The 25,946-nt window shown below is 67.3% G+C and carries 24 protein-coding genes, 1 tRNA gene and 2 pseudogenes; 12 read left to right on the forward strand and 15 right to left on the reverse strand.

Annotated elements, in window-relative coordinates; genetic code table 11:
• The first annotated feature begins 231 nt into the window (after positions 1–231).
• On the forward strand, positions 232–441 hold the full coding sequence (locus AC1RUS_RS05665; protein WP_492913885.1) for a hypothetical protein: 210 nt from the start codon (positions 232–234) through the stop codon (positions 439–441).
• On the opposite strand, the gene pcaDC is transcribed toward AC1RUS_RS05665, so the two are convergent.
• From pcaDC to pobA, 7 genes are read right to left on the reverse strand one after another with little or no spacing between them, the layout of a single operon-like run.
• Positions 438–1,622, reverse strand: coding sequence for a bifunctional 3-oxoadipate enol-lactonase/4-carboxymuconolactone decarboxylase PcaDC (gene pcaDC, locus AC1RUS_RS05670; RefSeq protein ID WP_492913887.1), 1,185 nt, complete (start codon positions 1,620–1,622; stop codon positions 438–440). The genes AC1RUS_RS05665 and pcaDC overlap by 4 nt on opposite strands.
• Positions 1,622–2,770: a 3-carboxy-cis,cis-muconate cycloisomerase gene (gene pcaB, locus AC1RUS_RS05675; RefSeq protein ID WP_492913889.1), complete on the reverse strand. Its 1,149-nt coding sequence runs from the start codon at positions 2,768–2,770 to the stop codon at positions 1,622–1,624. The genes pcaDC and pcaB overlap by 1 nt, the downstream gene beginning before the upstream one ends.
• 22 nt (positions 2,771–2,792) lie before the next feature.
• Entirely contained in the window at positions 2,793–3,446 is a 654-nt protein-coding gene (gene pcaG / locus AC1RUS_RS05680; protein ID WP_492913891.1) for a protocatechuate 3,4-dioxygenase subunit alpha, read from the reverse strand.
• Positions 3,436–4,140 (reverse strand): protocatechuate 3,4-dioxygenase subunit beta, encoded by a 705-nt coding sequence (gene pcaH, locus AC1RUS_RS05685; protein WP_492913893.1) that lies wholly within the window; start codon positions 4,138–4,140, stop codon positions 3,436–3,438. Before pcaH ends, pcaG begins: the two co-directional genes overlap by 11 nt.
• Positions 4,137–4,784: a CoA transferase subunit B gene (locus tag AC1RUS_RS05690; RefSeq protein ID WP_492913895.1), complete on the reverse strand. Its 648-nt coding sequence runs from the start codon at positions 4,782–4,784 to the stop codon at positions 4,137–4,139. Before AC1RUS_RS05690 ends, pcaH begins: the two co-directional genes overlap by 4 nt.
• A complete protein-coding gene (locus AC1RUS_RS05695) occupies positions 4,784–5,506 on the reverse strand; it encodes a CoA transferase subunit A (RefSeq protein WP_492914153.1) in 723 nt (240 codons plus the stop codon). Before AC1RUS_RS05695 ends, AC1RUS_RS05690 begins: the two co-directional genes overlap by 1 nt.
• Positions 5,507–5,513: 7 nt before the next feature.
• A complete protein-coding gene (pobA, locus tag AC1RUS_RS05700) occupies positions 5,514–6,689 on the reverse strand; it encodes a 4-hydroxybenzoate 3-monooxygenase (protein WP_492913897.1) in 1,176 nt (391 codons plus the stop codon).
• A 136-nt stretch (positions 6,690–6,825) separates the two neighbouring features.
• Here pobA and AC1RUS_RS05705 point away from each other — a divergent pair, with 136 nt between their 5' ends.
• Both AC1RUS_RS05705 and AC1RUS_RS05710 read left to right on the forward strand, forming a co-directional pair.
• Positions 6,826–7,713, forward strand: coding sequence for a helix-turn-helix domain-containing protein (locus AC1RUS_RS05705; RefSeq protein ID WP_492913899.1), 888 nt, complete (start codon positions 6,826–6,828; stop codon positions 7,711–7,713).
• A 314-nt stretch (positions 7,714–8,027) separates the two neighbouring features.
• Positions 8,028–10,406: a TonB-dependent receptor gene (locus AC1RUS_RS05710; RefSeq protein WP_492913901.1), complete on the forward strand. Its 2,379-nt coding sequence runs from the start codon at positions 8,028–8,030 to the stop codon at positions 10,404–10,406.
• A 6-nt stretch (positions 10,407–10,412) separates the two neighbouring features.
• On the opposite strand, the gene AC1RUS_RS05715 is transcribed toward AC1RUS_RS05710, so the two are convergent.
• Both AC1RUS_RS05715 and msrB read right to left on the reverse strand, forming a co-directional pair.
• Positions 10,413–11,048, reverse strand: a complete 636-nt coding sequence (locus tag AC1RUS_RS05715; RefSeq protein WP_492913902.1) for an alpha/beta hydrolase — start codon at positions 11,046–11,048, stop codon at positions 10,413–10,415.
• A gap of 107 nt (positions 11,049–11,155) precedes the next feature.
• Positions 11,156–11,638, reverse strand: a complete 483-nt coding sequence (gene msrB / locus AC1RUS_RS05720) for a peptide-methionine (R)-S-oxide reductase MsrB (protein WP_492913904.1) — start codon at positions 11,636–11,638, stop codon at positions 11,156–11,158.
• An 84-nt stretch (positions 11,639–11,722) separates the two neighbouring features.
• Between msrB and AC1RUS_RS05725 the strand changes: the two genes are divergently transcribed.
• Entirely contained in the window at positions 11,723–12,301 is a 579-nt protein-coding gene (locus AC1RUS_RS05725) for a DJ-1/PfpI family protein (RefSeq protein WP_492913906.1), read from the forward strand.
• A gap of 3 nt (positions 12,302–12,304) precedes the next feature.
• Here the strand turns inward: AC1RUS_RS05725 and AC1RUS_RS05730 are convergent.
• From AC1RUS_RS05730 to AC1RUS_RS05740, 3 genes and pseudogenes are all read right to left on the reverse strand, one after another.
• Positions 12,305–12,420, reverse strand: a pseudogene (locus AC1RUS_RS05730) (hypothetical protein); the annotation flags it as partial.
• An 8-nt stretch (positions 12,421–12,428) separates the two neighbouring features.
• Positions 12,429–12,923, reverse strand: coding sequence for a GlcG/HbpS family heme-binding protein (locus AC1RUS_RS05735; RefSeq protein ID WP_492914155.1), 495 nt, complete (start codon positions 12,921–12,923; stop codon positions 12,429–12,431).
• Between the two features lie 23 nt (positions 12,924–12,946).
• Positions 12,947–16,899 (reverse strand): annotated as a pseudogene (locus AC1RUS_RS05740) (LamG-like jellyroll fold domain-containing protein).
• On the opposite strand from AC1RUS_RS05740, the gene AC1RUS_RS05745 reads away from it, so the two are divergent.
• Positions 16,898–18,895 (forward strand): acetyl-CoA carboxylase biotin carboxylase subunit, encoded by a 1,998-nt coding sequence (locus AC1RUS_RS05745; protein ID WP_492913908.1) that lies wholly within the window; start codon positions 16,898–16,900, stop codon positions 18,893–18,895. The pseudogene AC1RUS_RS05740 and the gene AC1RUS_RS05745 overlap by 2 nt on opposite strands.
• 94 nt (positions 18,896–18,989) lie before the next feature.
• Positions 18,990–19,394 carry a DUF805 domain-containing protein gene (locus AC1RUS_RS05750; protein WP_492913910.1) on the forward strand — a complete coding sequence of 135 codons (405 nt, stop codon included), beginning with the start codon at positions 18,990–18,992 and terminating at the stop codon, positions 19,392–19,394.
• On the opposite strand, the gene lipB is transcribed toward AC1RUS_RS05750, so the two are convergent.
• Positions 19,391–20,116, reverse strand: a complete 726-nt coding sequence (lipB, locus tag AC1RUS_RS05755; RefSeq protein WP_492913912.1) for a lipoyl(octanoyl) transferase LipB — start codon at positions 20,114–20,116, stop codon at positions 19,391–19,393. The genes AC1RUS_RS05750 and lipB overlap by 4 nt on opposite strands.
• Before the next feature lie 70 nt (positions 20,117–20,186).
• Between lipB and AC1RUS_RS05760 the strand changes: the two genes are divergently transcribed.
• The 6 genes from AC1RUS_RS05760 to AC1RUS_RS05785 all read left to right on the forward strand — a co-directional run bounded on the left by AC1RUS_RS05760 (position 20,187) and on the right by AC1RUS_RS05785 (position 25,325).
• Positions 20,187–20,438: a FliM/FliN family flagellar motor switch protein gene (locus AC1RUS_RS05760; protein ID WP_007670373.1), complete on the forward strand. Its 252-nt coding sequence runs from the start codon at positions 20,187–20,189 to the stop codon at positions 20,436–20,438.
• Positions 20,439–20,497: 59 nt separating this feature from the next.
• On the forward strand, positions 20,498–20,917 hold the full coding sequence (locus AC1RUS_RS05765) for a hypothetical protein (RefSeq protein ID WP_492913915.1): 420 nt from the start codon (positions 20,498–20,500) through the stop codon (positions 20,915–20,917).
• A gap of 83 nt (positions 20,918–21,000) precedes the next feature.
• Positions 21,001–21,085, forward strand: a tRNA-Leu gene (locus tag AC1RUS_RS05770).
• A 140-nt stretch (positions 21,086–21,225) separates the two neighbouring features.
• The gene (gene mgtE / locus AC1RUS_RS05775; RefSeq protein WP_492913917.1) at positions 21,226–22,680 is read left to right on the forward strand and encodes a magnesium transporter; all 1,455 of its coding nucleotides are present in this window, start codon (positions 21,226–21,228) and stop codon (positions 22,678–22,680) included.
• A 150-nt stretch (positions 22,681–22,830) separates the two neighbouring features.
• Positions 22,831–24,090 (forward strand): lysozyme-family localization factor SpmX, encoded by a 1,260-nt coding sequence (spmX, locus tag AC1RUS_RS05780; protein WP_492913920.1) that lies wholly within the window; start codon positions 22,831–22,833, stop codon positions 24,088–24,090.
• Between the two features lie 80 nt (positions 24,091–24,170).
• Entirely contained in the window at positions 24,171–25,325 is a 1,155-nt protein-coding gene (locus AC1RUS_RS05785) for an isovaleryl-CoA dehydrogenase (RefSeq protein WP_492913922.1), read from the forward strand.
• A gap of 198 nt (positions 25,326–25,523) precedes the next feature.
• On the opposite strand, the gene AC1RUS_RS05790 is transcribed toward AC1RUS_RS05785, so the two are convergent.
• A complete protein-coding gene (locus AC1RUS_RS05790) occupies positions 25,524–25,607 on the reverse strand; it encodes a hypothetical protein (RefSeq protein WP_492914157.1) in 84 nt (27 codons plus the stop codon).
• Positions 25,608–25,701: 94 nt separating this feature from the next.
• A complete protein-coding gene (locus AC1RUS_RS05795) occupies positions 25,702–25,869 on the reverse strand; it encodes a hypothetical protein (protein WP_492913924.1) in 168 nt (55 codons plus the stop codon).
• Positions 25,870–25,946: the final 77 nt, after the last annotated feature.

The raw sequence follows: 25,946 nt of genomic DNA on the forward strand, positions 1-25,946 counted from the left end.
GGCGAAACGATCATGGGAGCAGTGTTCCGGATGACGCCTAGAACTCTAAAGCTCGACCTGACGCATCACGCCTAAAGCCGAACACCCCCCAAACTTGACCGATAACGCGCGCCCCTCGAAATGGGTTCCACGGCGAAAGCTTGGCAATTTGCGAATTCGACGGCGTTGCGATCGAGGGGAACAGGCGTGTTCGCCGATGGTTTTCTAGTGAGCGAACAAGGGAGAAAAGCCATGTCCAAGTCCCCGCCGATCCCGCCGGAACAACGCGCCTTCAAGGGCGCCAAGCCCGACATCGAGGGTGATCACGCCGATCGCCGCGACGCCAAGACCGGCCTGCAGTCGGGCGAACCCGGCGACGCCGACGCCAATCTCGACAGCCAGGGCCGGTTCGGCAACCTGCGCCAGAACACCACCCATTCCGGCAACGTGCAGGATCGCTAGAGCTTCAATTCGGCGATGACCTCGGCCGCCTCGGTGAAAGCCGTGTTGGCGGCCGGGACGCCGGCATAGATCGCCGTCTGCATCAGGACCTCCTTGAGTTCGTCCTGGGTGAAGCCGCCCTGTTCCAGGCCGGCCTTCACGTGCAGGCGGAACTCTTCCCAACGCGCCAGCGAGGCGCAGATGGCCAGCACCAGCAGCCGCCGCGTGCGATGATCCAGGCCGGGCCGGCCCCATATTTCGTTCCAGGCATACTTGGTGATCATCGCTTGGTAGTCGGCGGTGAAGGCTGTGCGCTTGGCCAGCGAGCGATCCACCCAGGCGTCGCCGAGCACCTTGCGCCGGTTCTTGAGACCCGCCTCGAACAGCACGTCGTTGGCCTCGCGGATGGCTGTACCGCCCAGCACTTCAGCCAGGAAACCACGCACCGCGCCAGCGAAAGCCGCGGGAGCCTCCAGGCTGGGCAGGTGGGCGCCATCGACTTCGAGGTGACACGAGCCTGGAACCGCGGCGACGATGCGCTCGGCGTGGCCCTCGAAGGGCGTCGCGACGTCCTTGGCTCCGGTCAGCACAAGAGTCGGGGCGGTGATGTCTGGCAGACGCTCCAGCAGGGCCATGTCGCGGATCGCCGCGCCGCAGCCGCAATAGCCGTCGGGGTTTTGGGTCAGCATGCCCGCGCGGACGGTCTCGACGATCTCGGGATGCTGCACGCGGAAGCCGTCGGAAAAGAAGCGACCCAGCACGGCGTCTACGATGGCGCCGAGGCCTTCAGCGCGGATCAGGGTAAGGCGTTGCTCCCAGACGCTGGGATCCATGGCGGGCGAGGTGCAGGCCAGCACCAGGGCTGTCACCCGCTCTGGCGCCCTCGGGGCCAGGGCCATTGCGATCATCGCGCCCAGCGAGGTGCCGCAGATCGCTGCCTTGGCGACACCCGCCGCGTCCATCACTGCCAACACGTCGTCGGCCAGCATGTCGAGGCTGTAGTCGCCGGCCGGCGCGTCAGACGCTCCATGGCCGCGCGTGTCGATGCGCAATACGCGGAAGTCCGGCGTCAGAAGCGGCACGACAGGCTCATAGAGCGACATGTCCGTGCCGATCGAGGTCAGCAAGACCAGCGCCGGCTTGTCGGCTGCGCCATAGGCCCGCCAATAGATGCGGGCGCCGTGCGAGACTGCGAAGGGCATCAGCGGTCCTTTCTGTAAGCGGCGAGGGCCCGGGCGACCAGGGCCTCGGACTCGCCCGTGTCGGTCCCGACATCGGCGGCAACGAGGTTGGCGGCCATGCGGCCAGTATCGACCTCCAGCCCTTCGATCACGGGCGCGATCGCCGCCAGGGCGCCATGGGCCAGTTGGAAGAGCTCGGCCAGTATCGGGCCCTCGGCCTGCCAGCCGCCCAGGCCGCGCTCGTGCTGTTGGGGCAGGGCGGCGATGATGGTGGCGGCCAGGTGCGGCGCGCGGATGGCGGCCGACAGGGCGACCTGGCAGCCGGTTGGATTGCGCTTGTGGGCCATGGCTGATGAGCCGCCGCGACCGACGACCTTGGGTTCGAAGGCTTCGCCGACCTCGATCTGGGCCAGCAGGGCGATGTCGGCGGCGATCTTTCCGACAGCGCCGACCAGGATGGCCAAGGCGGAGGCCAGGCCCGCCAGGCCTTGGCGCTGGGCGTGCCAGGGCAATGGTGGCGAGGGCAATTCCAGTCGCGCGGCCAGGTTTTCGGCGACGTCGATCGCCTTGCCGCCGAGACCCGCCAACGACCCGGTCGCGCCTCCAAATTGCAGCTGGATCGCTTCAGCGGCTTCGCGCTCGAACCGTGTGCGGGCGCCGTCGACACCGCCCAGCCATCCGGCAATCTTCAGGCCGAAGGTGATCGGCAGTGCGGCCTGCAGCAGGGTGCGGCCCAGCATCGGGGTGGCCGCGTGGCGCTCGGCCAGCGCCGCCAGCGCCTCGACCAGGCGGCGAGTGTCTCGACGGATCAACGCCGCGCCGTCGCGGGCCTGCAGCATCAAGGCGGTGTCGGCCAGATCTTGGCTGGTCGCCCCCTTGTGCAGCAGTGGCGCGATCTCGGCCGGCAGCCGTTGGCGCAACAGGGCGACCAGCGGGATCGCCAGGGTGCCGGCATGGGCGGCGGCTTCGGCCAGGTCGGTGATGTCGGGAAGCTCGACGCAGGCGGCGGCGATGGCCTGGGCGTCGTCCGCGCCGATCAGGCCGGCGTCGGCCTGGGCCAAGGCCAGCTGCGCCTCGAACCGCAGGGCCGCGCGCAGCAGGGCCTCGTCGCCGAACGCCGCCAGCATGTCTGGGGTCGAGGCCGGTCGGTCGCGCAGCAGGGATGACAAGTCGGCCGACTCCATTCGAGCGTCAGATGTCGAAGAAGACGGTTTCGCGCTCGCCTTGCAAGACGATGTCGAAGCGCCAGACCTCGCCGACCGGCTTGGCTATCAGGGTTTCGCGCCGCTCGGCGGGAACCAGGGCCAGGATCGGGTCGCCGGCGTTCGCGGCTTCGTCATCGAAATAGGCCCGGGTGGCCAGGCGCTTGATCAGTCCGCGCCCGAACACGCCGACCGCGATGTGCGGCGCCTGCTCGTCATCCACCCGGCCCGGGCGAACGGTGCGGAAGCGGTAGATCCCGTCCTCGCTGGTGGACGAGCGTCCAAAGCCGATGAAGCCGGTGTTACTGGAGCCGTCGGCGTAGCGGCCGGTCGCGTCGGCCTGCCAGATCTCGATCATGGCGTCCGGTACGGGCTGGCCGGCGCCGTCCGTCACCAGGCCTTCCACGGTGATGATCTCGCCCGAGACCTCGCCCTTCGAGGACGGCGTGTTCAGCACGTAGTTGGCGTCGGGAAAAAGCTCCGTCCGCGCGCCGATGTCGCTGTCGCCCACCAGGTCGGCGCAGCCCTTCCAGGGCAGGCCGTAATGGAAGAACGGGCCGACGGTCTGCGAAGGCGTCTGGCCGAACAGGCCAGGGTCCTGGTTGTCCTGACGCGGGGCGGGATTGATCTGCTTAGTGGTCATGATCATCCTCGAACGGGGTCGCGTCGCGGCCGCGCAGCACCACGTCGAACAGATAGCCCAGGGCCCAGTTGGGCCGGGTGGTCTCGATGTCGAACCGCGAGACCATCCGTTGGCGGAAGGGCAGGGGCACGGCGTTGGCGATCGGGTCGATCTCGATCAGCGGGTCGTCGGGGAAGTACATCTGGGTGACCAGCCGCGTGGCGAAGGCCGGACCCAACAGCGACAGGTGGATGTGGGCCGGCCGCCAGGCGTTGTGGTGGTTGCCCCACGGATAGGCCCCGGGACGGATGCTGACGAACTGGTAGCGGCCCTCGGCGTCGGTGATCACCCGGCCCGCGCCGGTGAAGTTGGGATCGTGCGGGGCGTCCCACTGGTCCTTCTGGTGGATGTAGCGGCCGGCGGCGTTGGCCTGCCAGATCTCCATCACCGTGTTGGGCACGGGGCGGCCGTCCTCGTCGAGCACACGGCCCGAGACGACGATCCGTTGGCCCTGAGGCATGGCGCCATGCTGGGTCGTCAGGTCGGCCAGCGCGCCGCCCATCAGCCGGTCCCAGGCGTTCACAGGACCGGTGGTCTCGGTGATCGTGTGCGGGATCTTGACCAGCGGCTGACGCGGCGAGCGCGGCACGGTCGAGCCGTAGGCCGGATAGAGCGACGGCGGCTGGCCCGCGTCCTCGCGAGTGTAGCCGGTCATGCGAACGCTCCGGCGTCGAAGTCGGCCTCGGTCTTGGCCTTCACCTCGTCCAACGTCACGCCCGGCGCCAGTTCGATCAAGGTCAAGCCGCCCTCCTTCCGGTCCAGGTCAAAGACGCAGAGGTCGGTGATCACCATGTCGACGCAGCGCGCGCCGGTCAGGGGCAGGGCGCAGCGCTTGAGGACCTTGCTCTCGCCGGCCTTGTTGGCGTGGTCCATGACCACGATCACGCGCTTGACGCCGGCCACGAGGTCCATGGCTCCGCCCATGCCCTTCACCATCTTGCCGGGGATGGTCCAGTTGGCGATGTCGCCGTTCTGGGCCACTTCCATCGCGCCCAGTACCGTTAGGTCGACGTGGCCGCCGCGGATCATCGCGAAGCTCTGGGCGCTGTCGAAGAAACTGGAGGTCGCCAGTTTGGTGATGGTCTGCTTGCCGGCGTTGATCAGGTCCGGATCGGCCTCGCCCTCATAGGGAAAGGGGCCCATGCCCAGCATGCCGTTCTCCGACTGCAGGGTGACGTGGACCCCGTCGGGAATGTGGTTGGCCACCAGGGTCGGGATGCCGATGCCCAGGTTCACGTAGAAGCCGTCCTGCAGCTCACGGGCGGCGCGCGCCGCCATCTCGTCGCGGGTCCAGGCCATCAGACAGTCTCCCTCGGACGGGTCGTGAGCTTCTCGATGCGCTTCTCGTTGATCGTCGAGAGGATGATGCGATCCACGTAGATGCCGGGCGTGTGGATGCTGTTGGCGTCCAGTTCTCCGGCCTCAACGATCTCCTCGACTTCCACAATGGTGAGCTTGCCGGCCGTGGCCATCACCGGGTTGAAGTTGCGGGCGGTCATCCGGAACATCAGGTTGCCCTCGGGATCGGCCTTCCAGGCTTTGACAATGGCGACGTCGGCGCGCAGCCAGGTCTCGCGCACATAGTCTTCGCCCTCGAAGGCCTCGACCGGCTTGCCCTCGGCCACCACGGTGCCCACGCCGGTCTTGGTGTAGAAGGCCGGGATGCCCGCGCCGCCGGCGCGGATGCGCTCGGCCAGGGTGCCCTGCGGGTTCAGCTCCAGCTCCAGCTGGCCCGACAGATAGAGCTGCTCGAACAGCTTGTTCTCGCCGACATAGCTGGAGATCATCTTCTTGATCTGGCCGTTGTTGAGCAGCATCCAAAGCCCAAAGCCGTCGGCCCCGCAGTTGTTGCTGATCACGGTCAGGCCCTTGACGCCCGTGTCCTTGAGGGCGGGGATTAGGGTCTCGGGATTGCCCGACAGGCCAAAGCCGCCGGACATCAGGGTCATGCCGTCGAAGACGACGCCCTCCAGCGCCGCTGCGGCGCTCGGATAGATCTTGCTCTTCATGTCTAACTCCAGGGCCTCCTTAGACGAGCGGAAGGCCGACATAGTTTTCGGCCAGCGTCACCTGGGCGGCGCGCGAGCCCTTGATGTAGGCCAGTTCGGCCACCTGCATCTTGCGATCGAAACCGTCGCGGTCGGGAAAGCGGTGGGTCAGGCTGGTGAACCACCACGAGAAACGCTCGGCCTTCCACACCCGGGCCAGCGCGCGGGCCGAATAGCCGTCGATCCCGGCGTCCGAGCCTTCCTGATAGTGCTCGATCAGGGCTTCGGACAACATGACCACGTCTGAGACCGCCAGGTTCATGCCCTTGGCTCCGGTGGGCGGTACGATGTGGGCGGCGTCGCCGGCCAGGAACAGGCGGCCATGGCGCATGGGCTCGGTGACGAAGCTGCGGAGGGGGGCGATCGACTTCTCGAACGACGGACCACGCGTCACCTTGGCGGCGGCTTCGGGACCCAGGCGCAGGCACAGCTCGTCCCAGAACCGCGCGTCGCTCCAGTCCTCGATCTTCTCGTCCAGGCCGCACTGGATGTAGTAGCGGCTGCGGGTCGGCGAGCGCATCGAGGCCAGGGCGAAGCCGCGCTCGTGGTTGGCGTAGATCAGTTCGTGGTCGCAGGGCGGCACCTCGGCCAGGATGCCCAGCCAGCCGAACGGATAGACCCGCTCGAAGGTCTTGAGCACGTCGGCGGGGATCGAGGCGCGACTGACGCCGTGATAGCCGTCGCAGCCCACCACGAAGTCGCAGTCCAGTCGCCGCTCGACGCCGTACTGGCGCCAGGTCACGCTGGGTCTGTCGCCGGCGATGTCGTGCAGGGCGACGTCCTCGGCGTCGAAGATGATCTGCACGCCGCGCAGTTCGGCGGCGTCGAACAGGTCCTTCATCACCTCCTGCTGGCCGTAGACCATGACGGTCGAACCGCCGGTCAGGTCGGCCATGTCGATGCGGAACACCTCGCCGTCGCTGGCCAGGTTGGTGCCGCCGTGCACCAGGCCCTCGCGACGCATTCGTTCGCCCAGGCCCAGGCTTTCCATCAGGTCGACCGTGACCTGCTCCAGCACGCCGGCGCGCACGCGGCCCTCGACATAGGCGCGGTCCCTGCGCTCCAGGATGACGGCGTCGACGCCAGCGCGTTTGAGAAGGTGGCCGAGGAAAAGGCCGGCCGGGCCCGCGCCGATGATGGCGACCTGGGTGCGCAAATGAAGGCCTCCGCCCTGCGTCGCCTGTCGCGACTTGAGGCCAGACTGATCCTGTCCGCCGTTGATTGGGATGGACAGAGCATCACAAAAGTTGGACTTTTCTCTCGGCCGGAATGTCCGGTCTGGAGATCTGTATTTGGGTCAAAAAGCTGTCATTCCGAGCTTTTTCCTGTTCGGGGAGCCGCTGAAGACGGTCGAAGGCAAGTTCCTGCATCTGGAGGACTTGGACGATCGCTCGCGCCCCAACGACTGGAACATCCGCGCCCACGCCCACGCCGACCTCAACCACGTCTTTCACATCACCGCCGGCGCGGGGGTGATGCATGTCGAGGCCCAGACCATCGCCTTTGCCGCGCCGTGCCTCTTGCTGGTGCCGGCGGGCGCGGTGCACGGCTTCGTCTATGAGGCCGACACCTCCGGTTCGGTGCTGACCATCGCCGACAGCTATCTGCGCGACCTGACCGGGCGCGAGCCGGCCTTCGCGGGCCTCTTCCGCGCGCCGTGCCAGTTGCCGCTGGGCGTCGATTCGCGGGTCGAGGCCGCTCTGGCGGGCCTGTCGCGCGAGCTGGTCTGGACCGCGCCAGGCCACGCCGCCGCCGTCGAGGCGCACCTGCTGTCGATCCTGGTCGAGAGCCTGCGTCTGTTGGTCCAGGCCCGCGCCGCCAGCCCCGCCGTGCAGGGCGCCCAGGCCACTCTGGTGGCCCGCTTTCGGGAGCTGGTCGAAGCCCATTTCCGCGCCGGTCTGTCGCTGGAGGACTATGCCGACCGCTTGGGCGTCACCGTGACCCGTCTGCGCGGCGCCTGCCTGAAGGTCGCCGCCGCGCCGCCGCTGCGCCTGGTTCACGACCGCATGTTGCTCGAGGCCAAGCGGGCCCTGATCTATTCGAACATGACCGTCGCCGAGGTCGCCTATCACCTCGGCTTCGAGGATCCAGCCTATTTCTCGCGCTTCTTCGCCAAGGCCGAGGGCCGCTCGCCGCGCGCGTTTCGGGCGGCCCGCGAGGACCTGGCCGAGGCGCGCTAGCGGGCGCGCCCATCGTCAAGGATCGCTCATCGGCGCCTTCAGGCCTTCCAATTGGCTTGGCGCGCGAGGTCGCGCTCTAAAGGTCCGGGGCCGAACCGGCGGGCAGGGCGGGGCGAGAACAGTGACGTCGCCTAATATTGGGGCGTTCATGCGACTGATCGGTCTCATGCCGGGCAGTCGACCGCCCATGGCCTTCCTCCAGGTCTTTCCGAGGCGGCCCACCGCCGGAAATCGGCGTCTCATCCATCGTCAGTCATAGGACAAACGGATCTCGCCCGACCTCCCCGTCGGAGCGAGACCAAGAGGGGATAGTCATGAAGATCGATCCGAAGACCCTGTCGCGCGGCCTCAGGCGGGCGCTCCTGTCGGCGACAATCCTGGCCGCGGCCACGCCCGCCCTGGCCCGTCAGGCCGCGCCGGCCAATGAAGTCGACCTGGTGGTCGTCACCGGCAAGCGGGTGTCGGAGGCCAGCGTCGCCATCGGCACCGACCAGGCCACAGCGACGGTGTCGATCACCCGCGAGGCGCTGCTGTCGGCCCCCGCCGGCGTCACCGGCCTGAAGATGCTGGAGAGCCTGCCGGGCTTCAACGTCCAGGCCAACGACGCTCTGGGCATGTACGAGTTCGGCAACTCGGTCTCGGTGCGGGCCTTCAACTTCCAGCAGATCGGCTTCCTGCTCGACGACATTCCTATGGGCCGCAGCGACCAGTTCGGCGGCAGCCCGATCTATCGCTATGTCGACAACGAAAACCTGCTGCGCGTCACGGCCTCGGCCGGCGCCGGCGACGTGGCCCTGCCCAGCTATGCGTCGCTGGGCCCGATCGTCGACTACTTCACCCAGGCCCCCAGCCAGACCGCCGGCGGATCGGCCAGCTACACGCGCGGCAGCGATGAGCTCAAGCGCACCTTCCTGCGGCTGGAGAGCGGCAAGGTCGGTCCGTTCTCGGGCTATGTCAGCGGCTCTTGGATCAAGGGCGACCTGTGGCGCGGCCCGGGCACGATCGATCGCAAGCACTATGAGGGCAAGTTGCGCTGGGACATCGGACCGGCGTCCAGCCTGACCTTCCAGACCGTGCACAACGACTATTTCGACTATGACAGCCCGTCGATCACCAAGGCCCAGTACAACGGCTCGGCTGGCGACATCTTCGGCCGCTCGGGCCGCGACTTCGCCTATCTGGGTTACGTGCCGGTTCCCGGCGCGGTGGGCTCTGCGGCGACGGCGACCTCGCTTCCGCAGGCCGTCGCAGGCGTTCCGTACTCCAACGCCAACTACAACCAGTACTACAAGTTTGCGGTCAACAAGCGGAAGGACCACCTCTACGGCCTGACCTTCAAGACCGCGATCGGCGAGAACATCAATGTCTCGTCCACGGCCTATTACGAAGACAAGGGCGGCTATGGCGTCTCGCCCGAGGCCTACGCCACCTCGCTGGCCAGCTATAACGCCGAGCGCCTGATCGTGGCCGGGCTGACGGCGCCCAAGGGCCTGCAGTACGGCCTGTCGGGCGTCGACGGCAAGCGCAAGGGGATCACCGCCAAGGGCGAGTGGTTCATCGGCTTCAACACGGTCGAGGCCGGCGTCTGGCTGGAGGACGACGACTATCACCGCACCCAGGCCCGCTATAACGTCGAGAACGGCAATCCGGACGGTACTCCGCTGCTGAACGAGCCCGTCCACCTGCAGCGCAACTACACCTCGACCCGCCAGACGACGCAGTTCTTCCTGAAGGACACGCTGAAGCTGCTGGACGACAACCTGAAGCTCGAACTGGGCTTCAAGACGCTGGACGTCGACTACGAGATCAGCGGCTATCGCAATCCGGCCGATTACATCGCCAGCCGCCAGCCGACGATCAAGATCAACTGGTCCGACAGCTTCCTGCCGCAGGTGGGACTGGTCTATTCGCTGGGCGCGCGCGACCAGATCTTCGCATCCTATTCGGAAAACATGGCCCTGCCGCGCGGCGCGGACGACGTGCTGTCAGCCGCCAGCCCCACCGTGGCGCCGCCTAAGGCCGAGACCTCGACCAATCTCGAACTGGGCTACCGCACCAACCGCCCGACCTTCAACGCCTCGTTCGTCGTCTACAAGACCGAGTTCAAGAACCGCCTGCAGCAATTCAACACCATCGTGCCGGGCAGCACGACGGTGGAAAGCTTCTTCCAGAACGTGGGGGCGGTGAAGGCGTCCGGGGCCGAGTTCAGCGGCCAGTGGAAGCCCGAGCTGCTGGGCGGCAAGATCTATTTCAACACCAACCTGTCGTACAACAAGTCGGAATTCCAGGACGACATCGCCGCCTATCGCGCCAGCGCCACGGCGGCTCCGATCGTGCTGGCGATCAAGGGCAAGGTGGTGCCCGACTTCCCCGAATGGATCTTCCAGGGCGGCGTCACGGTCGAGCCGACCGACGGCTTGGTCTTCAACCTGTCGGGCCGCCTGATCGACGACCGCTTCACCAACTTCGTCAATACGGAGAAGGCCGGCGGCTACATGATCTGGAACGCCTATGTCGACATGGGCGACGGCTTCGCCGCCGGGCCGTTCGAGCAGATCAAGGCGCGGGTCAATGTCGATAACATCTTCGACACCGACTACCTGGGCACGATCGGGACGACGGTGAACACCGCCGCCACCTTCCGTCCGGGCTCGCACCGCACGATCCAGTTCACGCTGTCAGCGGACTTCTAAGGCCGACTAGAACTGAGGCCGCTCGCGTTCCGCCGGAGCGCGGGCGGCTTCCACATCGCGGATCAGGTCGGCCAGCAGGGCGCGGCCCTTGACCCACTGACCATGGCCGGACGCCACGTTGATGTGGCCGGCGCGGCCCAGGTCCACGAACTTCGACCCCCATCCCCGCGCGAAGGCCTCGGCCCGCTCGATCGCGACATAGGGGTCGTCGCGGCTGGCCACGACCAGGCTGGGATAGGGCAGGCGCAGGCGCGGGATCGGCGAAAAGCCGGTCAACAGGCGACCCGCCGGACCCTCGCGATTGACGTCGGCCGGCGCGACCATCAGGGCCCCGCCGATGCCGCGCCCGCCGGTGATCTGGGTCAGGTGCGCGACCAGGGCGCAGCCGAGACTATGGGCCACCAGGATCGCGCCCGGCCGCCGACGCACCGCCTCGGCCAGGCTGATGGTCCAGTCGCCGAGCGCCGGGCGCTCCCAGTCGGTCTGGTCCACCCGTTCCGCGGTCGGGATCGCGCGCTCCCAATGGCTCTGCCAGTGATCCGGTTCGGAATTGTACAGGCCCGGCACGATCAGGATCGGCGGGCCGTCGGCGTCGCGGCCGGCCGATCGGGACGGTTCGGGGAAAGGCTCTGAACGGATCATGGCGAAAGACTCGGAGGGATCGGCCGTAGGGCGACCAAAACCCGCTCCGAGCGATCCGTTCAAATCAGATCAACTTAGTAGGAATATAGAGAAGCTGAAGCCGCCGATCACTCGATGGTCGGATCGCCACGGTGCAGCGGATCGGGCAGGGGCTCCCCGGCCTTCACGAACTGCAGCGACACAGAATTGATGCAGTAGCGCAGGCGCGTCGGGGCCGGGCCGTCGGGGAAGACGTGGCCCTGGTGGCTGTCGCAGCGACCGCAGCGGGTCTCGATACGGACCATGCCGTACGAGGTGTCCTTGATCGCCTTGACGTGGCTCTCGTCGAACGGGGCGTAGAAGCTGGGCCAACCCGTGCCGCTCTCGAACTTGGTCTGATGGCGAAACAGCGGCAGGCCGCACAGCCGGCAGCAATAGACGCCGGGGTTCTTCTCGCCCAGCAGGCCGCCGCAGAACGGGGCCTCGGTGCCGTGATGCAGAAGGACGCGGGCTTCTTCGGCCGTCAGGTCGGCCTCCAGGCGTTCGCGTTCGGCCTCGTTGGGCGCGGTGAGGTCGAAACCGGTGGTCGAGCGGGTGGCGATATCGGTCATGGACGACAATGTAGGATGGCCGGAGCCAATCCGGTAGACCGGACGCTTAGAGTCGCAAAACCTTCGTCCCTCAGGGAGCCTCCCATGACCGTCGCCGTCGCCTTCTTCCAGCCGGGCTGGGCCGACTGGGAGGCCGGCTCTGTCCTGGCCCTGCTACGCGAGCACCTGGGCGTCCAGATCGAGATCGCCACGCCGGACGGCGAGCCGCAGACCTCGATCGGCGGCGTGCTGGCGGCTGCCGACTACAAGTTCGGCGATCCGGTGCTGTCGGACGCCGACGTCTTCCTGCTGATCGGGTCCGACGCCTGGGTCGAGTTCAAGGACGAGGCGGTGTTCGGCCTGCTGCGCCAAGCGGTTGCCGACGGCAAGATCGTCGGCGCGATCTGCGCCGGCACGGTGGCGGCGGCGCGGGCGAGGCTGTTCGACGGTCGCGCCCATACCTCGAACGGTAAGGACTGGCTGCTGGAGCAGGAGGCGGGCTACGCGGGCGCGGACGGCTATGTCGACACGCCCAAGGCGGTGACGGCCGGCAAGATCGTCAGCGCGCCGGGCACGGCCCCGATCAGCTTCGCGGCCGCGATCGGACGGCTGATCGCCCCAGAGGCGGAAGAGATGCTGGCCGGCTACGAGGCGATGTTCGCCAGGGAGTTCTCGGCTACCTAAGCTTCAACAAAACTTGTCATCCCGGAAGCCTCGCAGAGGCTGTCCGGGACCCAGGGGCCGGCGCACTGCGGTCGCCCTGGGTCCCGGCTCTCCGCTTCGCTGCGGCCGGGATGACAAGCTTCAAGGACTACTTCAACGCCGCCGCGCCGGCCCGCGCCACGATCCCGTCCTGGGCGGCCGAACCGCCCGAGACGCCGATCGCGCCGATGATCTTGCCGTCGACCAGCAGCAGCTCACCGCCCTCCAGCGCCATGGCGCCGGTGAAGATCGAGTTCAGCGTGCCGCTCTTAACCGCTTCCTGGAAATAGGAGCTGGGACGGCGGAAATTGGCCGAGGTCTCGGCCTTCTTCCGCGCCACGTCGTTGGAGCCGTACTGCGTGCCGTCCATCTTCTCGGCCAGCACCAGGGCGGTGTTGGGCTCGACCACGGTGATCACCATGGTCCAGCCGTTCTTGCGCGCCTCGGCCTCGGCGGCCGCGGCGACCGTCTTGGCCTCTGCCAGGGTGACGATATGGCTGGAGTAGGGGGCGGCCGGCGGCGCCGGCGGCGGCGTGGTCTGGGCGAAGGCCGGGGCGGCGGCCATGGCCAGGACCGCGAGGATCACGGCGGAGGTCGTCTTCATCGCGATGGTGTCCTTGAGGCTGATCATGGCAGCACGACCTCGTCATTGAGGGCGGTGTTCTGCGGCTGAGCAGTGACGATCCGCACCCGCAGGCCGGCCGCCTTCACGCCGCCCGGGATTTTCAGCTTCACGCTGGCGACCTTGGGCAGCAGGTCGGTCGGGGCCTTGAGCGCCGGCACGGGCGCGGACGCCAGCACCTTGCCTGCCGTATCGACCAGTTCCAGCTTGGAAGCCGTTGCGTCCTGAGCGCCCAGGCTGTGGACCTTGGCGGTGACCGCCGAGCCTTTCACCGTGACGTCGCCGCGGCCCACGCCCAGGTCGGCGCGCTTGGACGGATCGTCGCCCGGCGTTGTCAGGGCCATGTCCACCACCGTCGTCTGGCGCGGGGCCAGGGTCAGGGTCACCGACCTGGTGCGCTCGAAGGCGACCGAGCGGGTCTCGCCCGCGCCGTCGATGGCGTCGTCGTTGTTGGCGTCGAGGCCCTGGGTCAGGCTCCACTGGCCGGGCGCGACGCCCCAGCCGGTCATGGTGGCGACCACCGGCTTGTCGGTCAGGTTATAGGCCACGACCTTGAAGGCCTTGCCCGCGCCCTTGACCAGCAGCGCGACGTCCTCGCCCTTGGCGCCGTTCTCAAAGCGCCAGCTGACCGTATGGCCTGGCGTCATCTGGGCGCGCTTGTTGGCGATGCCGCCCAGGCGCGAGCGTTGCAGGATGTCGCTGGGGATCTCCACACGGTCCGACCACCAATGGCCCTCGGTGTGCATGTACATGTGCTGCGCCGCCCACTGAATCTCGTCGGCGTACAGGGTCTCAAGGTACTTCTTGTCGCCGGTCAGGGTCCACGCCGCATAGCGCTCGAGCGCCCCGCCCTTGTCGGCCATCTTCAGGATGGCGTCCTTGTTGCCGACGTCCAGCTTCAGCGCGGCCAGGGCGTTTTCGTTGATGTCCTGCAGCGACTTGATGCCGTTCTTCGAAATCCGCCACTGGATCGGCTTCAGGTACTTGTCGTCGCCGGTCAGCTTCCAGGCCGACCAGAACACTTGGAACGGACCGCCGGAACCCGAACCTTGCAGAACCGTTCCGCCGCGCTCGGCGTCGGTGCGCCAGTTGATTTCGTTGGGATAGGAGCCGTCCTTGGCGACGTGCGCCAGATAGCCGTCGGCCACGCCGGTCACGGTGGCCTTGGCGGTCGGGTCGCCGTTGTAGTCACCGATCAGGATCGCCGGGTGCACGACGCCGAACGAATAGGGCTTCTGCCACTCCCACGGGCCTTCACGGTACGAGATCTTGCCGCTGTACCAGTTGGTGTTGAAGTGTACGTGGCCGGCCGGGTTCTTGTCGATGATCCGGGGCAGGGCCTTCACGGTGGTGAACAGCCGCTCGACCGCCAGCGGATCGCCGTAATCGAGATACATCGCTTCGGAATTCGAATTGATGCCTTCCTCGTAGGCGTGCAGTTCATCGGTGACGATGGTCGACAGGCCGTCGGTGAACATGCCGTTCTTGTAGGCGGCGTCCGTCAGGCGGTTCAGCGAGTCCTTCACCTTGTCGGGATCGACGCCCATCAGGGCCAGGCCCGGCCACTGTTGCAGCAGGTCGCTATCGTCCGAAATGCCGCCGCCGAAGTCGCCGTATTCGACCTGGCGCTCGTCGATCCACCAGTTGATGAACTTGCTGACCAGCTTCAGGTCCTCGACCTGACGGAAAGCCCACAACGGGGTGTCGCCGGTCTGCTTGGGCTGGTCGAAGGCCGGCCAGCCCTGGCTGCCGTAGGTGATGTCTCCCCAGTATTCGCGGCCGATCTGGTTGTCCGGGTCCACCTTCAAGAGGTCGGAGATATCGGCGTAGAGGCGGCGGTACAGGCCCTGGCGCTTGGAGGTGGTGTGCTCCTCGACCAGGAAGGCCCAGTTGTCCTTCACCTGGTTCAGGCGGTCGGCGACGTGCTCGGCCTTGGCGGCCTCGCGGTCCTTCAGCACCAGGCGGATCTTGGTTCCATCCAGCGCCTTGGGGCCGAAGGCGGTGCTGTCGGCGGCGAGGGTCAGGTACAGGCTGTCGGCGGTCAGGATGCGGTCGCGCAGGTCCAGCCACACGGTGCGGGCCTCGCCCGGCTTCACCGAGACGCTGACGTCGATCATGTTGCGGCCCGGCCAGATCGGATCCTTGACCTGGATGTTCAGCGGGATCAGCGCGGCGTCGCCCGAAGCCGGCAGGGCGGGGATGTCGATGGCGATCCCGTCCAGGCCGTCGCGGGCGTTCTCCCAGCCATAGGCCCAGTTGCGGGCCAGGGCCTGGGCCGGCGGCGCGTCGCCGAAGCCCGACGGGATCAGCACGTGGACGATCGGCAGGCCTCTGGCCTCAAGGTCGCCAGCCGGGCGCTTGCGCACCGGAGCGCCGTCGGGCAGGGCCACGACTGTGGCGCGCTCGCCGGCCGGATGACGGCCGACGATATAGGCGTTGAGGCTGGCCAGGTTCAGATAGTCGGGCGCGGCGTCGGCGCGCACCGTGTAGCTCATCTTGAACGCGTCCTTCGGCTCGGCGCCGGCGGTCACGTTATAGGCCCAGAGCTCCTGGATCGGGGTTTCCTGGTCGGTGTTGGTGAAGGTCAGCACGCCGCCCTTCAGCGGCTGGGCCAAGGCGTTGAAGGTGCGGCCTTGCGCCTTGGCGCGAGTGGCGACCTTTGTCGCCTTGCCGTCGGCGCCGGTCCAGGTCAGGTCGCCATAGGCCGTGCCCTGGATCTCCAGGCGGTTGATCGGCTCGTCGGGCAGGCTGAGCTTTAACGCCTTGCCGCCTTCGACATAGACGTTCCAGTCCGGAAGCTGGAAGTAGTCGTTGCGGCCCTCCAGGCGCGAGCGGTTGTAGACGCCGGGCCAGGTGGTTTCGGAGATGCCGTCATTGGCCCGCCACATCCACTCCTTCAGGTCCTTGGCGTCGGTGAACTCGACCTTGCGGATCGTGGTGGCGGGGGCGTCGAGATAGGCCGGAGCGTCGTCCTTCCGGTTCCAGCCGTAGCGCAGGCGCCAGGCGGCGCGCGTGGACGGATCGTCGAGGGTGGCGACGGGGGCGGCGGTTTCGGTCGGGGCGTTCTTGGCCAGGGCAGCGACGGCGGTGGCGTCGAGGGCGCGGTCATAGACCTTCAGCTCGTCCAGATCGCCGCCGCGCAGGAAGTTGTAGCGGCTCTGCACCTGGTGCGGCGCGACCACGCGGGCGGCGACGCCGAACTGGTCCAGACCCGCGTCATAGACCGCCTTGGTCTCCTTCTTGGCCGCCAGCTTGCCGTCGACGAACAGCTGGACGCCGGTGTTCTCGTCCCAGGTGAAGGCCAGGTGGGTCCAGGCGTCGGGCGAGGGGTTCTTGTCCAGCTTGAAAGACACGCGGGTGCGGGCCAGGCCGTTGTCGGTGACGAAGGCGTCGAAGCCGTGACCGTTCCAGTCGATGCGCAGGAACGCCATGTCCCAGCTGGAGTGGTCGGCATAGCCGACGCGGAAGATCACGAACGGCGCGACGCCGACCGGGTAGCCTGAGCGCCAGAAGAAGGCGAGCGAGCCGCGCTGGGCCTGGATGTTGCCGGGGGCGTTCCACGAGACGACGCCGTCGTCCTCGGCGTGCAGGCCCTTGCCGAACGCGCCGTTGGCGATCGGGGTGACCTTGTCGGCGAAATTGGGGGTGGGGTCGCCCTTGGCGAGGTCGGCCACGAGGCCCTTGTCACCGGAGACATGGAAGAGCAGGGCCGGTTCGGCCGGGGATGTGGCGGGCGTCGCGGCGTTCGCCGCCCCCGCCAGGATCAGGAAACAGGCAGAGCCCAGAAACATCGCCTTGGTCACGAACGCTTCTCCCCTAGGAGGTTTGGGGCATTGTTATGGGTAACCGGTGTCATGCCCTGTCGCCGGTGTAGCGCCGTAGGGGCAAGGTTGCAAACGGGCGCTGGCCTGATAACCGATGACCAACGAGACAATAAGCCCGCAGGGAAAGACCGCATGTTCAGCAAGATCCTGATCGCCAACCGGGGCGAGATCGCGGTGCGGGTGATCAAGACGTGCCGTCGGTTGGGGATTGCGACGGTGGTGGTCTATTCGGACGCCGACGCCGGGTCGCTGGCGGTGGAGATGGCCGACGAGGCGGTGCATATCGGCCCGTCGCCGGCCAACCAGAGCTACCTGGTCGCCGACAAGATCATCGCCGCCTGCAAGTCGACCCGGGCTGAAGCCGTGCATCCGGGCTTTGGCTTCCTGTCGGAGAACGCCGGCTTCGCCCAGCGCTGCGCCGACGAGGGGATCGTGTTCATCGGACCCAACCCCGGGGCCATCTCGGCCATGGGCGACAAGATCGAGAGCAAGAAGTTCGCCCAGGCCGCCGGGGTGTCCTGCGTGCCCGGCCACATCGGCGAGATCGACGACACGGCCCACGCCATCCGCATCGCCGAGGAGATCGGCTATCCGGTGATGATCAAGGCCAGCGCCGGCGGCGGCGGCAAGGGCATCCGCGTGGCCTGGACCCGCCAGGACGTCGAGGAAGGCTTCCCGGCCGTCCGCGCCGAGGCCAAGGCCAGCTTCGGCGACGACCGCATCTTCATCGAGAAGTTCATCGTCAGCCCGCGCCACATCGAGATCCAGGTGCTGGGCGACAAGCACGGCAACGTCGTCCATCTCTTCGAGCGCGAATGCTCGATCCAGCGCCGCAACCAGAAGGTCATCGAGGAAGCCCCCAGCCCGCTGCTGGACGAAGCGACGCGGGCCGCCATGGGGGCCCAGGCCGTGGCCCTGGCCAAGGCCGTGAACTACGACAGCGCCGGCACGGTCGAGTTCGTGGCGGGCCAGGACAAGAGCTTCTTCTTCCTGGAGATGAACACCCGCCTGCAGGTCGAGCACCCGGTCACCGAGCTGATCACGGGCCTGGATCTGGTCGAGCAGATGATCCGCAGCGCCGCCGGCGAGACCATGGCGTTCGGCCAAGGCGACCTGAAGATCAACGGCTGGGCCATCGAGAGCCGCATCTACGCCGAGGACCCCTACCGCAAGTTCCTGCCCAGCATCGGCCGCCTGGTCCGCTATGCGCCGCCCGAGGAGGGCGACCACGGCGAGTACACGATCCGCAACGACGCGGGCGTGCGCGAGGGCGACGAGATCTCGATGTACTACGACCCGATGATCTCCAAGCTCTGTTCCTGGGCCCCGACGCGGATCGCCGCCGTCGACGGCATGGGCCGGGCGCTGGAGGACTTCCACATCGAGGGCCTGGGCCAGAACATCCCGTTCCTCAACGCGGTGATGGACCAGGAGCGGTTCCGCTCGGGCCAGCTGTCGACCAACTACATCAAGGACGAGTTCCCCGACGGCTTCGGCGGGACCGAGCCGACGGCCCAGCAGATCGATATCCTGACCGCCGTCGGCGCGGCCATGCAGCGGGTCTACGCCGCCCGCGCCCGCTCCAACGCCGCCGCCGGCCTGACCGGCAAGGTCCGCGACGAATGGGTGGTCGCCGTCGGCCACGCCAAGCGCCGCGTCAAACTGTCGGGCGAGCGCAGCCTGTCGGTCGAGCTGCTCGACGAGGGCCGGTCCCTGACCCTGTCGGCCATCGACTGGCGGCCGGGCCTGGCGACCTTCCGCGGCGCGCTGGACGGTCAGGCCTTCACGGTCCAGGTCGCCCCGGCGGCCGAGGGCTTCACCATCCGCCACCGCGCCGCCAAGGCCCGGGTGCTGGTGCTGACCCCGCGCTCGGCCGAACTGCACGACAAGCTGCCCGAGAAGCAGGCCGCCGACACCTCCAAGCTGGTGCTCTCGCCGATGCCGGGCCTGGTGGTCTCCATGGACGTCGCCGTCGGCCAGACCGTCCGCGAGGGCGAGGTCGTCTGCGTCCTCGAGGCCATGAAGATGCAGAACATCATCCGCGCCGAGCGCGACGGCGCCGTCAAGGCCGTCAACGCCAAGGCCGGCGATCCCGTCGCGGCCGACGAGGTGCTGGTCGAGTTTGCCTGAGATCGTTTCCCGACGGCCTGGGCTCTCCCTGCGACTTTCGCTAAAGGGTTCTCACGCCTAGGTTCTGGCGTGAGAGTCGCGGGAGCTGGCGGGCATGAACGGTCGGAGTGAATGGGCGGAGCTGTTCTTCTCGTCCAATGGGCGGTTGTCGCGCACGCCGTTCCTGATCGCCGCCGCCGTGCTGATCGGCTTCACGGTCATCTATGAGGCCATCGCCGGCTACACCCTGCACTGGCTGACCGGCTGGCTGGTCTATCCGGCCCTGCTGTTCTCGGGCGCCTGCGTGCTGTCCAAGCGCCTGCACGACCGCGGCCGGTCGGGCTGGTGGGCGATGCTGATCCTGGCCGCCATCGTCGCGGTGTGGCCGCAACCCGAGCACTTCCTCGACTTCGTGTTTTCGATCGTCATCCTGTGGGCGATCGTCGAACTGGGCGTCATGGGGGGCGAGCAGGGCGCGAACCGGTACGGGGCGAACCCTCTGAAGGCGGTCTCGATCTAGACTGGCGCTTCGCCGTCCGTCACCGGCCCGAACACCCGCTGGAAGTTGGCCCGCAGGGCCTCGTCGGCCTCGTCCATCGTCACCGGCAGGCCCAGGTCGACCAGGCTGGTGACGCCGTGCTCGGTCTGTCCGCACGGCACGATGCCCGAGAAGTGGCCAAGATCGGGCTCCACGTTCAGGCTAATTCCGTGGAAGCTGACCCACTTGCGCAGTTTCACGCCGATGGCGGCGATCTTGTCCTCGCGCGACCAGCCCGCGCCCTTGCGTTCCACCCACACGCCGACCCGGCCCTCGCGCATTTCGCCGACCACGTTGAAGGCGGCCAGGGCCTCGATGATCCAGCCTTCCAGGGCGGCGACGAAGGCGCGCACGTCGCGGCCGCGCTTCGTCAGGTCCAACATCACATAGGCCACCCGCTGGCCGGGGCCATGATAGGTGTACTGCCCGCCGCGACCGCTCTCGAACACCGGGAAGCGGTCGGGCTCGATCAGGTCGGTCCCCTTGGCCGAGACGCCGGCGGTGTAGAGCGGCGGGTGCTCCAGCAGCCACACCAGCTCGCCCGCCGTCCCGTCGGCGATGGCGGCCGCGCGAGCCTCCATGGCGGCGACTGCTGCCGGGTAGGGGACGTAGCCGGTCGAAACTGCCCACTCGACGGGCGCGTCGTCGCCGCGTCCCAGCAGCGGGTTTCCTTTATTTTCAAGGCTTAACGGGCGATCAAGCATACGGCCCTATTCTTGCAATCTCGATGGCGCGACCAAGAATGGTCGAGTGTCGATTCAGGGGCCTTAGTTCGTGAGCCAGGTCAACGCCGTCAATGTCGAGATCTCCGTTCTTTTGGGGCGCTCGATCCTACCCATGCAGCAGCTGCTGCGCATGGGCCGCGGCGCGGTGATCCCGCTGGACGCCAAGACCAATGACGAGGTCTGGATCCTGGCCAACAACCACCCCATCGCCCGGGGTGAAATCCAGATCAGCGACGACCGCATCGCCATCCAGGTGACCCGCGCCGCCGACGTCTACGACTACATGGCTGGCGGCGTCTAACCCGCGGTTGCGTTGAACTGAAAGCGCGCGAAGATCGTCTCCAGGATCTGGAGACGATGATGCGAAACATCTTCCTGCCGATGGCGCTGCTGGGCGCCTTGATCGTCGGCGCGTCGAGCGCGGCAGAACGTCCATCGCGTAGCGGCGCGTACGATTCCGTCCAGATCTCCACCGTCACCGGCGACGAGGGCGGGGTGCGCCTTCGGGTCAATGACGGCCCGTCGCCCAGCGTCGACTTCACGCTCTGCGAGGGCGCGTGTCTGGCCACGCACCGCTTCCCAGCCACGATCGAGGGCGATCGCCTGAGCTTTCTCTATGTCGAGCGCAACCTCGACGCCCATGGACGCCCGGCGAGCGAAACCCGCGCCAGGGTCGAGGGGCGATTCGTCCCGCGCGGCCTGATGCTGAAGATCGACTTCCTCGACAGCCCGCACGACGACAGCGCCGGCTTTTCGCTGATCCCGCGCGTCAAACCCTGATCCGGACACGCGGCCGGCGCGACATCGTAACTCCGCTCTTCCCAAAGCCGATTCAGTTTGCTACCTGCCGCCCCTCACCACGAGCGGTCGTGGCGGAATTGGTAGACGCGCAGCGTTGAGGTCGCTGTGGGGCAACCCGTGGAAGTTCGAGTCTTCTCGACCGCACCAGGTGAACATGAGTAGGGCGCGCCCGGCGAAATCGGTTTCCGACTCGCTGGGGGCGCTCTAATCGTTTCTGGCCCTGGCCTGTCCGGGCTCCGCACGGAACACGCCCGCGACGCCACGCCCTTAGAGCTCAGGAGGCCCCCATGACCCGGGACATCGCCGAACTGACCGACGAGGCGCTGGACGACATCCCTTTCCCCGCCGCCGCGACGCCCGAGGATCTCGAAGACCTCGCGCTGGGCGACGACTACGCCCTCAATCCCGAATATGTGGAGATGGTGGTCGACGCCGTCGACAGCGGCAATACCGAGCGTCTGCGCGAGCTGGTCTGCGCGCTGGAGCCCGCCGACGTCGCCGACCTGATGGGCTTTCTGTCGGCCGCCTATCGCGAGGACGTCATCCCGCTTCTCGATCCCGAGGCGCTGGGCGAGATCATCTCGGAGATGGACGAGAATCTCCGCGAGGAGATCCTGGAGGCCACGCCTTCGGTGACCCTGGCCCGCGCTCTTGAGGAGCTCGACACCGACGACGCCGCCGACGTCATCGACGACCTGGACGACACCAAGCGCTATCAGGTGCTGGCGGCCATGGGCGAGACCGACCGCGCCGCCATCGAGACGACCCTGTCCTACGAGGACGAGACCGCCGGCCGCCTGATGCAGCGCGAGTTCCTGGCGGCGCCCGAGTTCTGGACCGCCGGACACACCATCGACCACGTCCGCGAGGCCGGCGACTCGCTGCCCGAACTGTTCTTCGAAGTCTATGTGGTCGACCCCACCTACAAGCCGGTCGGGGCCATCCCGATCAGCCTGCTGCTGCGCAGCCGCCGCGAGACCCCGCTGGCCGAGCTGATGGAGGCGGTGACCGAGATCACCGTCGACATGGACCAGGAAGAGGTCGCATACATCTTCGACAAGTACCACCTGATCAGCGCGCCGGTGCTGGACGCCGGCGGCCGGCTTGTGGGGCAGATCACCGTCGACGACATCGTCGAGGTCATCCGCAACGAGGCCGAGGAAGACATCCTGGCCCTGGCCGGCGTGTCCGACGCCGGCCGTGACGCCACCGTGATCGACATCGTCAAGTCGCGCCTGCCGTGGCTGATGCTGAACCTCTGCACCGCCACCGTCGCGGTCAGCGGCGTGGCCGTGTTCCAGGCCGAGATCGCCCAGCTGGTGGCCCTGGCCATCCTGATGCCAATCGTCTCGTCCCTGGGCGGCAACGCGGGCACCCAGACCCTGGCCGTGGCCGTGCGCGCCCTGGCCAGCAAGGAACTGACCACTGCCAACGCCCGCCGGATCGTGCTGCGCGAACTGTCGGTGGGCCTGGTCAACGGCCTGTGCCTGGCCCTGGTGATGGGCGGGGCGACCTACATGTTCTTCGGCGAGAAGGACCACCACGACAAGCTGGCCATCATCGTCGGCCTGGCCCTGGTGGCCAACATCTTCACCGCCGCCGTCGGCGGCATCCTGGCGCCCTTGGCCCTGGAGAAGATGGGCCGCGACCCGGCGGTGTCGTCGTCGATCTTCGTGACCTTCCTGACCGATTTCACAGGGTTCTTCGCGGTGCTGCTGATCGCGGCGCTGTTGTTGCACTAGGTCCTGCCAGAACGCGCGCCGTCACGCGAGGCGGCGCGCCGGAGCGACTGTTTTCACTCTTTTTTCGATGATCCCCCGCCAGCGGCGCCCATCTTGCGCGGAGGAGACCAAACGCATCCGCGTCTGTCTCAAACTGGGTCATTCTTGGCGATGAAACCGCGTCATCAGGTCTCCCGCGCCGCCGTCGATCTCATCAAGAGATTCGAAGGCTACCGAATGAAAGCCGCTCAGCTGCCTGATGGCCGCTGGACGATTGGCTACGGTCACACGCTCACCGCTCGCGGTGGCGCGACCGTCTCGGAAAAAGACGCCGAAGCCCTTCTTCTCTACGATCTCATCTCGGTGGCCCACGCGGTCAACGAGCAGACCTACGCGCCGCTGAACCAGAACCAGTTCGACGCGCTGGTCTGCTTCGCGTTCAACATCGGCCTGGACAACTTCCTGCGGTCGGGCGTGCTGCGCCGGATCAACGAAGGCTCGCTGCTGCAGGCCGCCTGCGCCATGGAGATGTGGCGCAAGGCCGACTTCGAGGGCGAGCGCATCGTCATCGACGCGCTGGTCCGCCGCCGCTCGGCCGAGAAGTCGTTGTTCCTGACCCCGCCCGACGGTGTCTATGTGGCCGCGCCCAGCCCCGTGCTGCGGCCCAAGGTCGACTACGACGCCAGCTGCGCCGTTCCGAAACAGACCCCGGCCGCCGTCTCGACCCGCGTCGAGGGCGACCGGACTGTCGTCGAGCGCGAGGACGGCCCCGCGCCGATCGTGCCGATGGCTCCGGACGAGGGCATGACCGCCAGCGAACAGGCCGCCGCCGCTGTCGGCGCGCGCCTGGCCGCCATCCTGCCCGACGAAGCGCCGCCGGCTCCCAAGTCCAGCCCCAAGGGCGACGACCTGGTGTTGCCCGAGCCGCCGGTCCCGGCCACGGCCCCGCCCGCGGCGGTGCTCTATGCCGAGCCCGAAGCGCCGGCCGCGCCCGCGCCGTTCCAACTGACCCCCGAGCCGCTTCCCGGTCCGGACCCGGTCGTGGAGACGGTCGAGTTCGCGCCGCCGCCGCCGCCGCCGCCGGAGCCGACGCTGTTCGAGACCGCGACCCGGGCTTCGCCCTCGGTGTTCAATCTCGACGGCTTCTCGACCAGCGACGACGTGGCCCTGACCTCGCTGGACGTGCCGTTCTCGGACCCCGAGACCCCGCGCTTCGGCAATCTCAGCCTGCTGGTCAGCCTGGGCGTGCTGGGCCTGGCGATGTTCGGCGGCGGGGTCCTGTGGATCCTCACCGTCGCCTCGGGTCCGGGCTTCTCGCAGATCAAGATGTTCGGCTACGGCGCCAGCATGATCGGCGCGATCTGCTTCGTGGTTTCGGCCTACCTGCTCCTGCGCAAGCTGGCGGGCCCGGACGACCTCGACGAAGAATAAGAACCACTTCGGTGGAGCTGGAGAGCATGAACGCCCGCGGGTCTCGTTGATCCGCGGGCGTTTATGCTATTGGATTGGGCATGACGACAAATTCCGCACCCTCGATGGACTTCGCGCTGGGCGAGACGGCCGACGCGATCCGAGACACCACCGCCCGCTTCGCGGCCGACAAGATCGCGCCGCGCGCCGCCCAGATCGACGAGGCCAATGAATTTCCCCGCGACCTGTGGGTGCCGATGGGCGACCTGGGCCTGCACGGCATTACGGTCGAGGAAGAGTTCGGCGGCCTGGGCCTGGGCTATCTCGAGCACGTCGTGGCGATGGAGGAGATTTCCCGCGCCTCGGCCTCGGTGGGCCTGTCGTACGGCGCGCACTCCAATCTGTGCGTCAACCAGATCCGCCGCTGGGCCACGCCAGAACAGAAACACCGTTACCTGCCCAAGCTGATCAGCGGCGAGCATGTCGGCTCGCTGGCCATGAGCGAGGCCGGTTCGGGCTCGGACGTGGTGTCGATGAAACTGCGGGCCGAGCTGAAGGGCGACCGCTACGTGCTGAACGGCACGAAGTTCTGGATCACCAACGCCCCGCACGCCGATACGCTGGTCGTCTACGCCAAGACCAGCGATCGCGGCATCACCGCCTTCCTGATCGAGAAGGGCATGAAGGGTTTCAGCGTCAGCAAGAAGCTCGACAAGATGGGCATGCGCGGCTCCGACACCGCCGAGCTGGTGTTCGAGGACTGCGAGATTCCCGAAGAGAACGTGCTGGGCCCTGTCGGCGGCGGGGTAGGGGTGCTGATGAGCGGTCTCGACTACGAGCGCGCCGTGCTGTCGGCCGGCCCGCTGGGCCTGATGCAGGCCTGCCTGGACGTGGTCCTGCCCTATGTCCGCGACCGCAAGCAGTTCGGCCAGGCGATCGGCTCGTTCCAGCTGATGCAGGGCAAGGTGGCCGACATGTACGTCGCCCTGAACTCGGCCCGGGCCTATGTCTACGCCGTGGCGCGGGCCTGCGATGCGGGCAAGACCACCCGCTTCGACGCCGCAGGGGCGATCCTGCTGGCCTCGGAAAACGCCGTGAAGACCTGCCTGGAGGCCATCCAGGCTCTGGGCGGCGCGGGCTACACCAAGGAATGGCCGGTCGAGCGCCTGCTGCGCGACGCCAAGCTCTACGACATCGGCGCGGGCACCAACGAGATCCGCCGCTTCCTGATCGGCCGGGAGCTGGTGGGTTCGTAAGAGGCTGTCATCCCGGGCGAAGACCCGGGACCGCCACAGGCTCGGCGCTTCCGGCGGTCCGGGCTCGGCGCGCTTCGCGCTTGGCCGGGATGACAGTTTTAGCGGAATGAAAAAGGGCCGTCCCGGTCTGGGACGGCCCTTCCATCGTCGTTGCCGCATCGCACGGCGTGACTCGAAACCTTAAAGCGGTTCAACGCTCTAGGCGGATACCTCGATCTTCAGGCTCCAGGTCACGACTTGCGACCGCGTGAGACAATGAGACACTGGATCACCTCCTTTCAGCTGTTGAAACAACACAAGGCGATATGAGCGCGAATTTCGTGGCGTGGGAAGAGGCTATTCGCGCGACGCGAAGCCGCGGTCCCGGCGCCGGGTTTTAGTTCAGCACCAGCTTCAGGCCGATCAGGACCACCGTCCAGAACAGCAAGGTCGCGCCGATCATCATCGGTCGCGGCAGGTACACGCCGTATGAGAGATGTGAAAACGCGCGCTCGGACTTCGCGGCGCGGCCCATGGCCATCGTAAGCTTGACGGGTCGAGGCATTGGCTAAGCGTCCTTCCCTAAGGCCCCTCTGTCGGGGACCTAACTTAGATATATGGTGAATCTGCCATTAAGGAAGC

This window comes from Caulobacter sp. GW821-FHT10F06 (genome assembly GCF_058809215.1).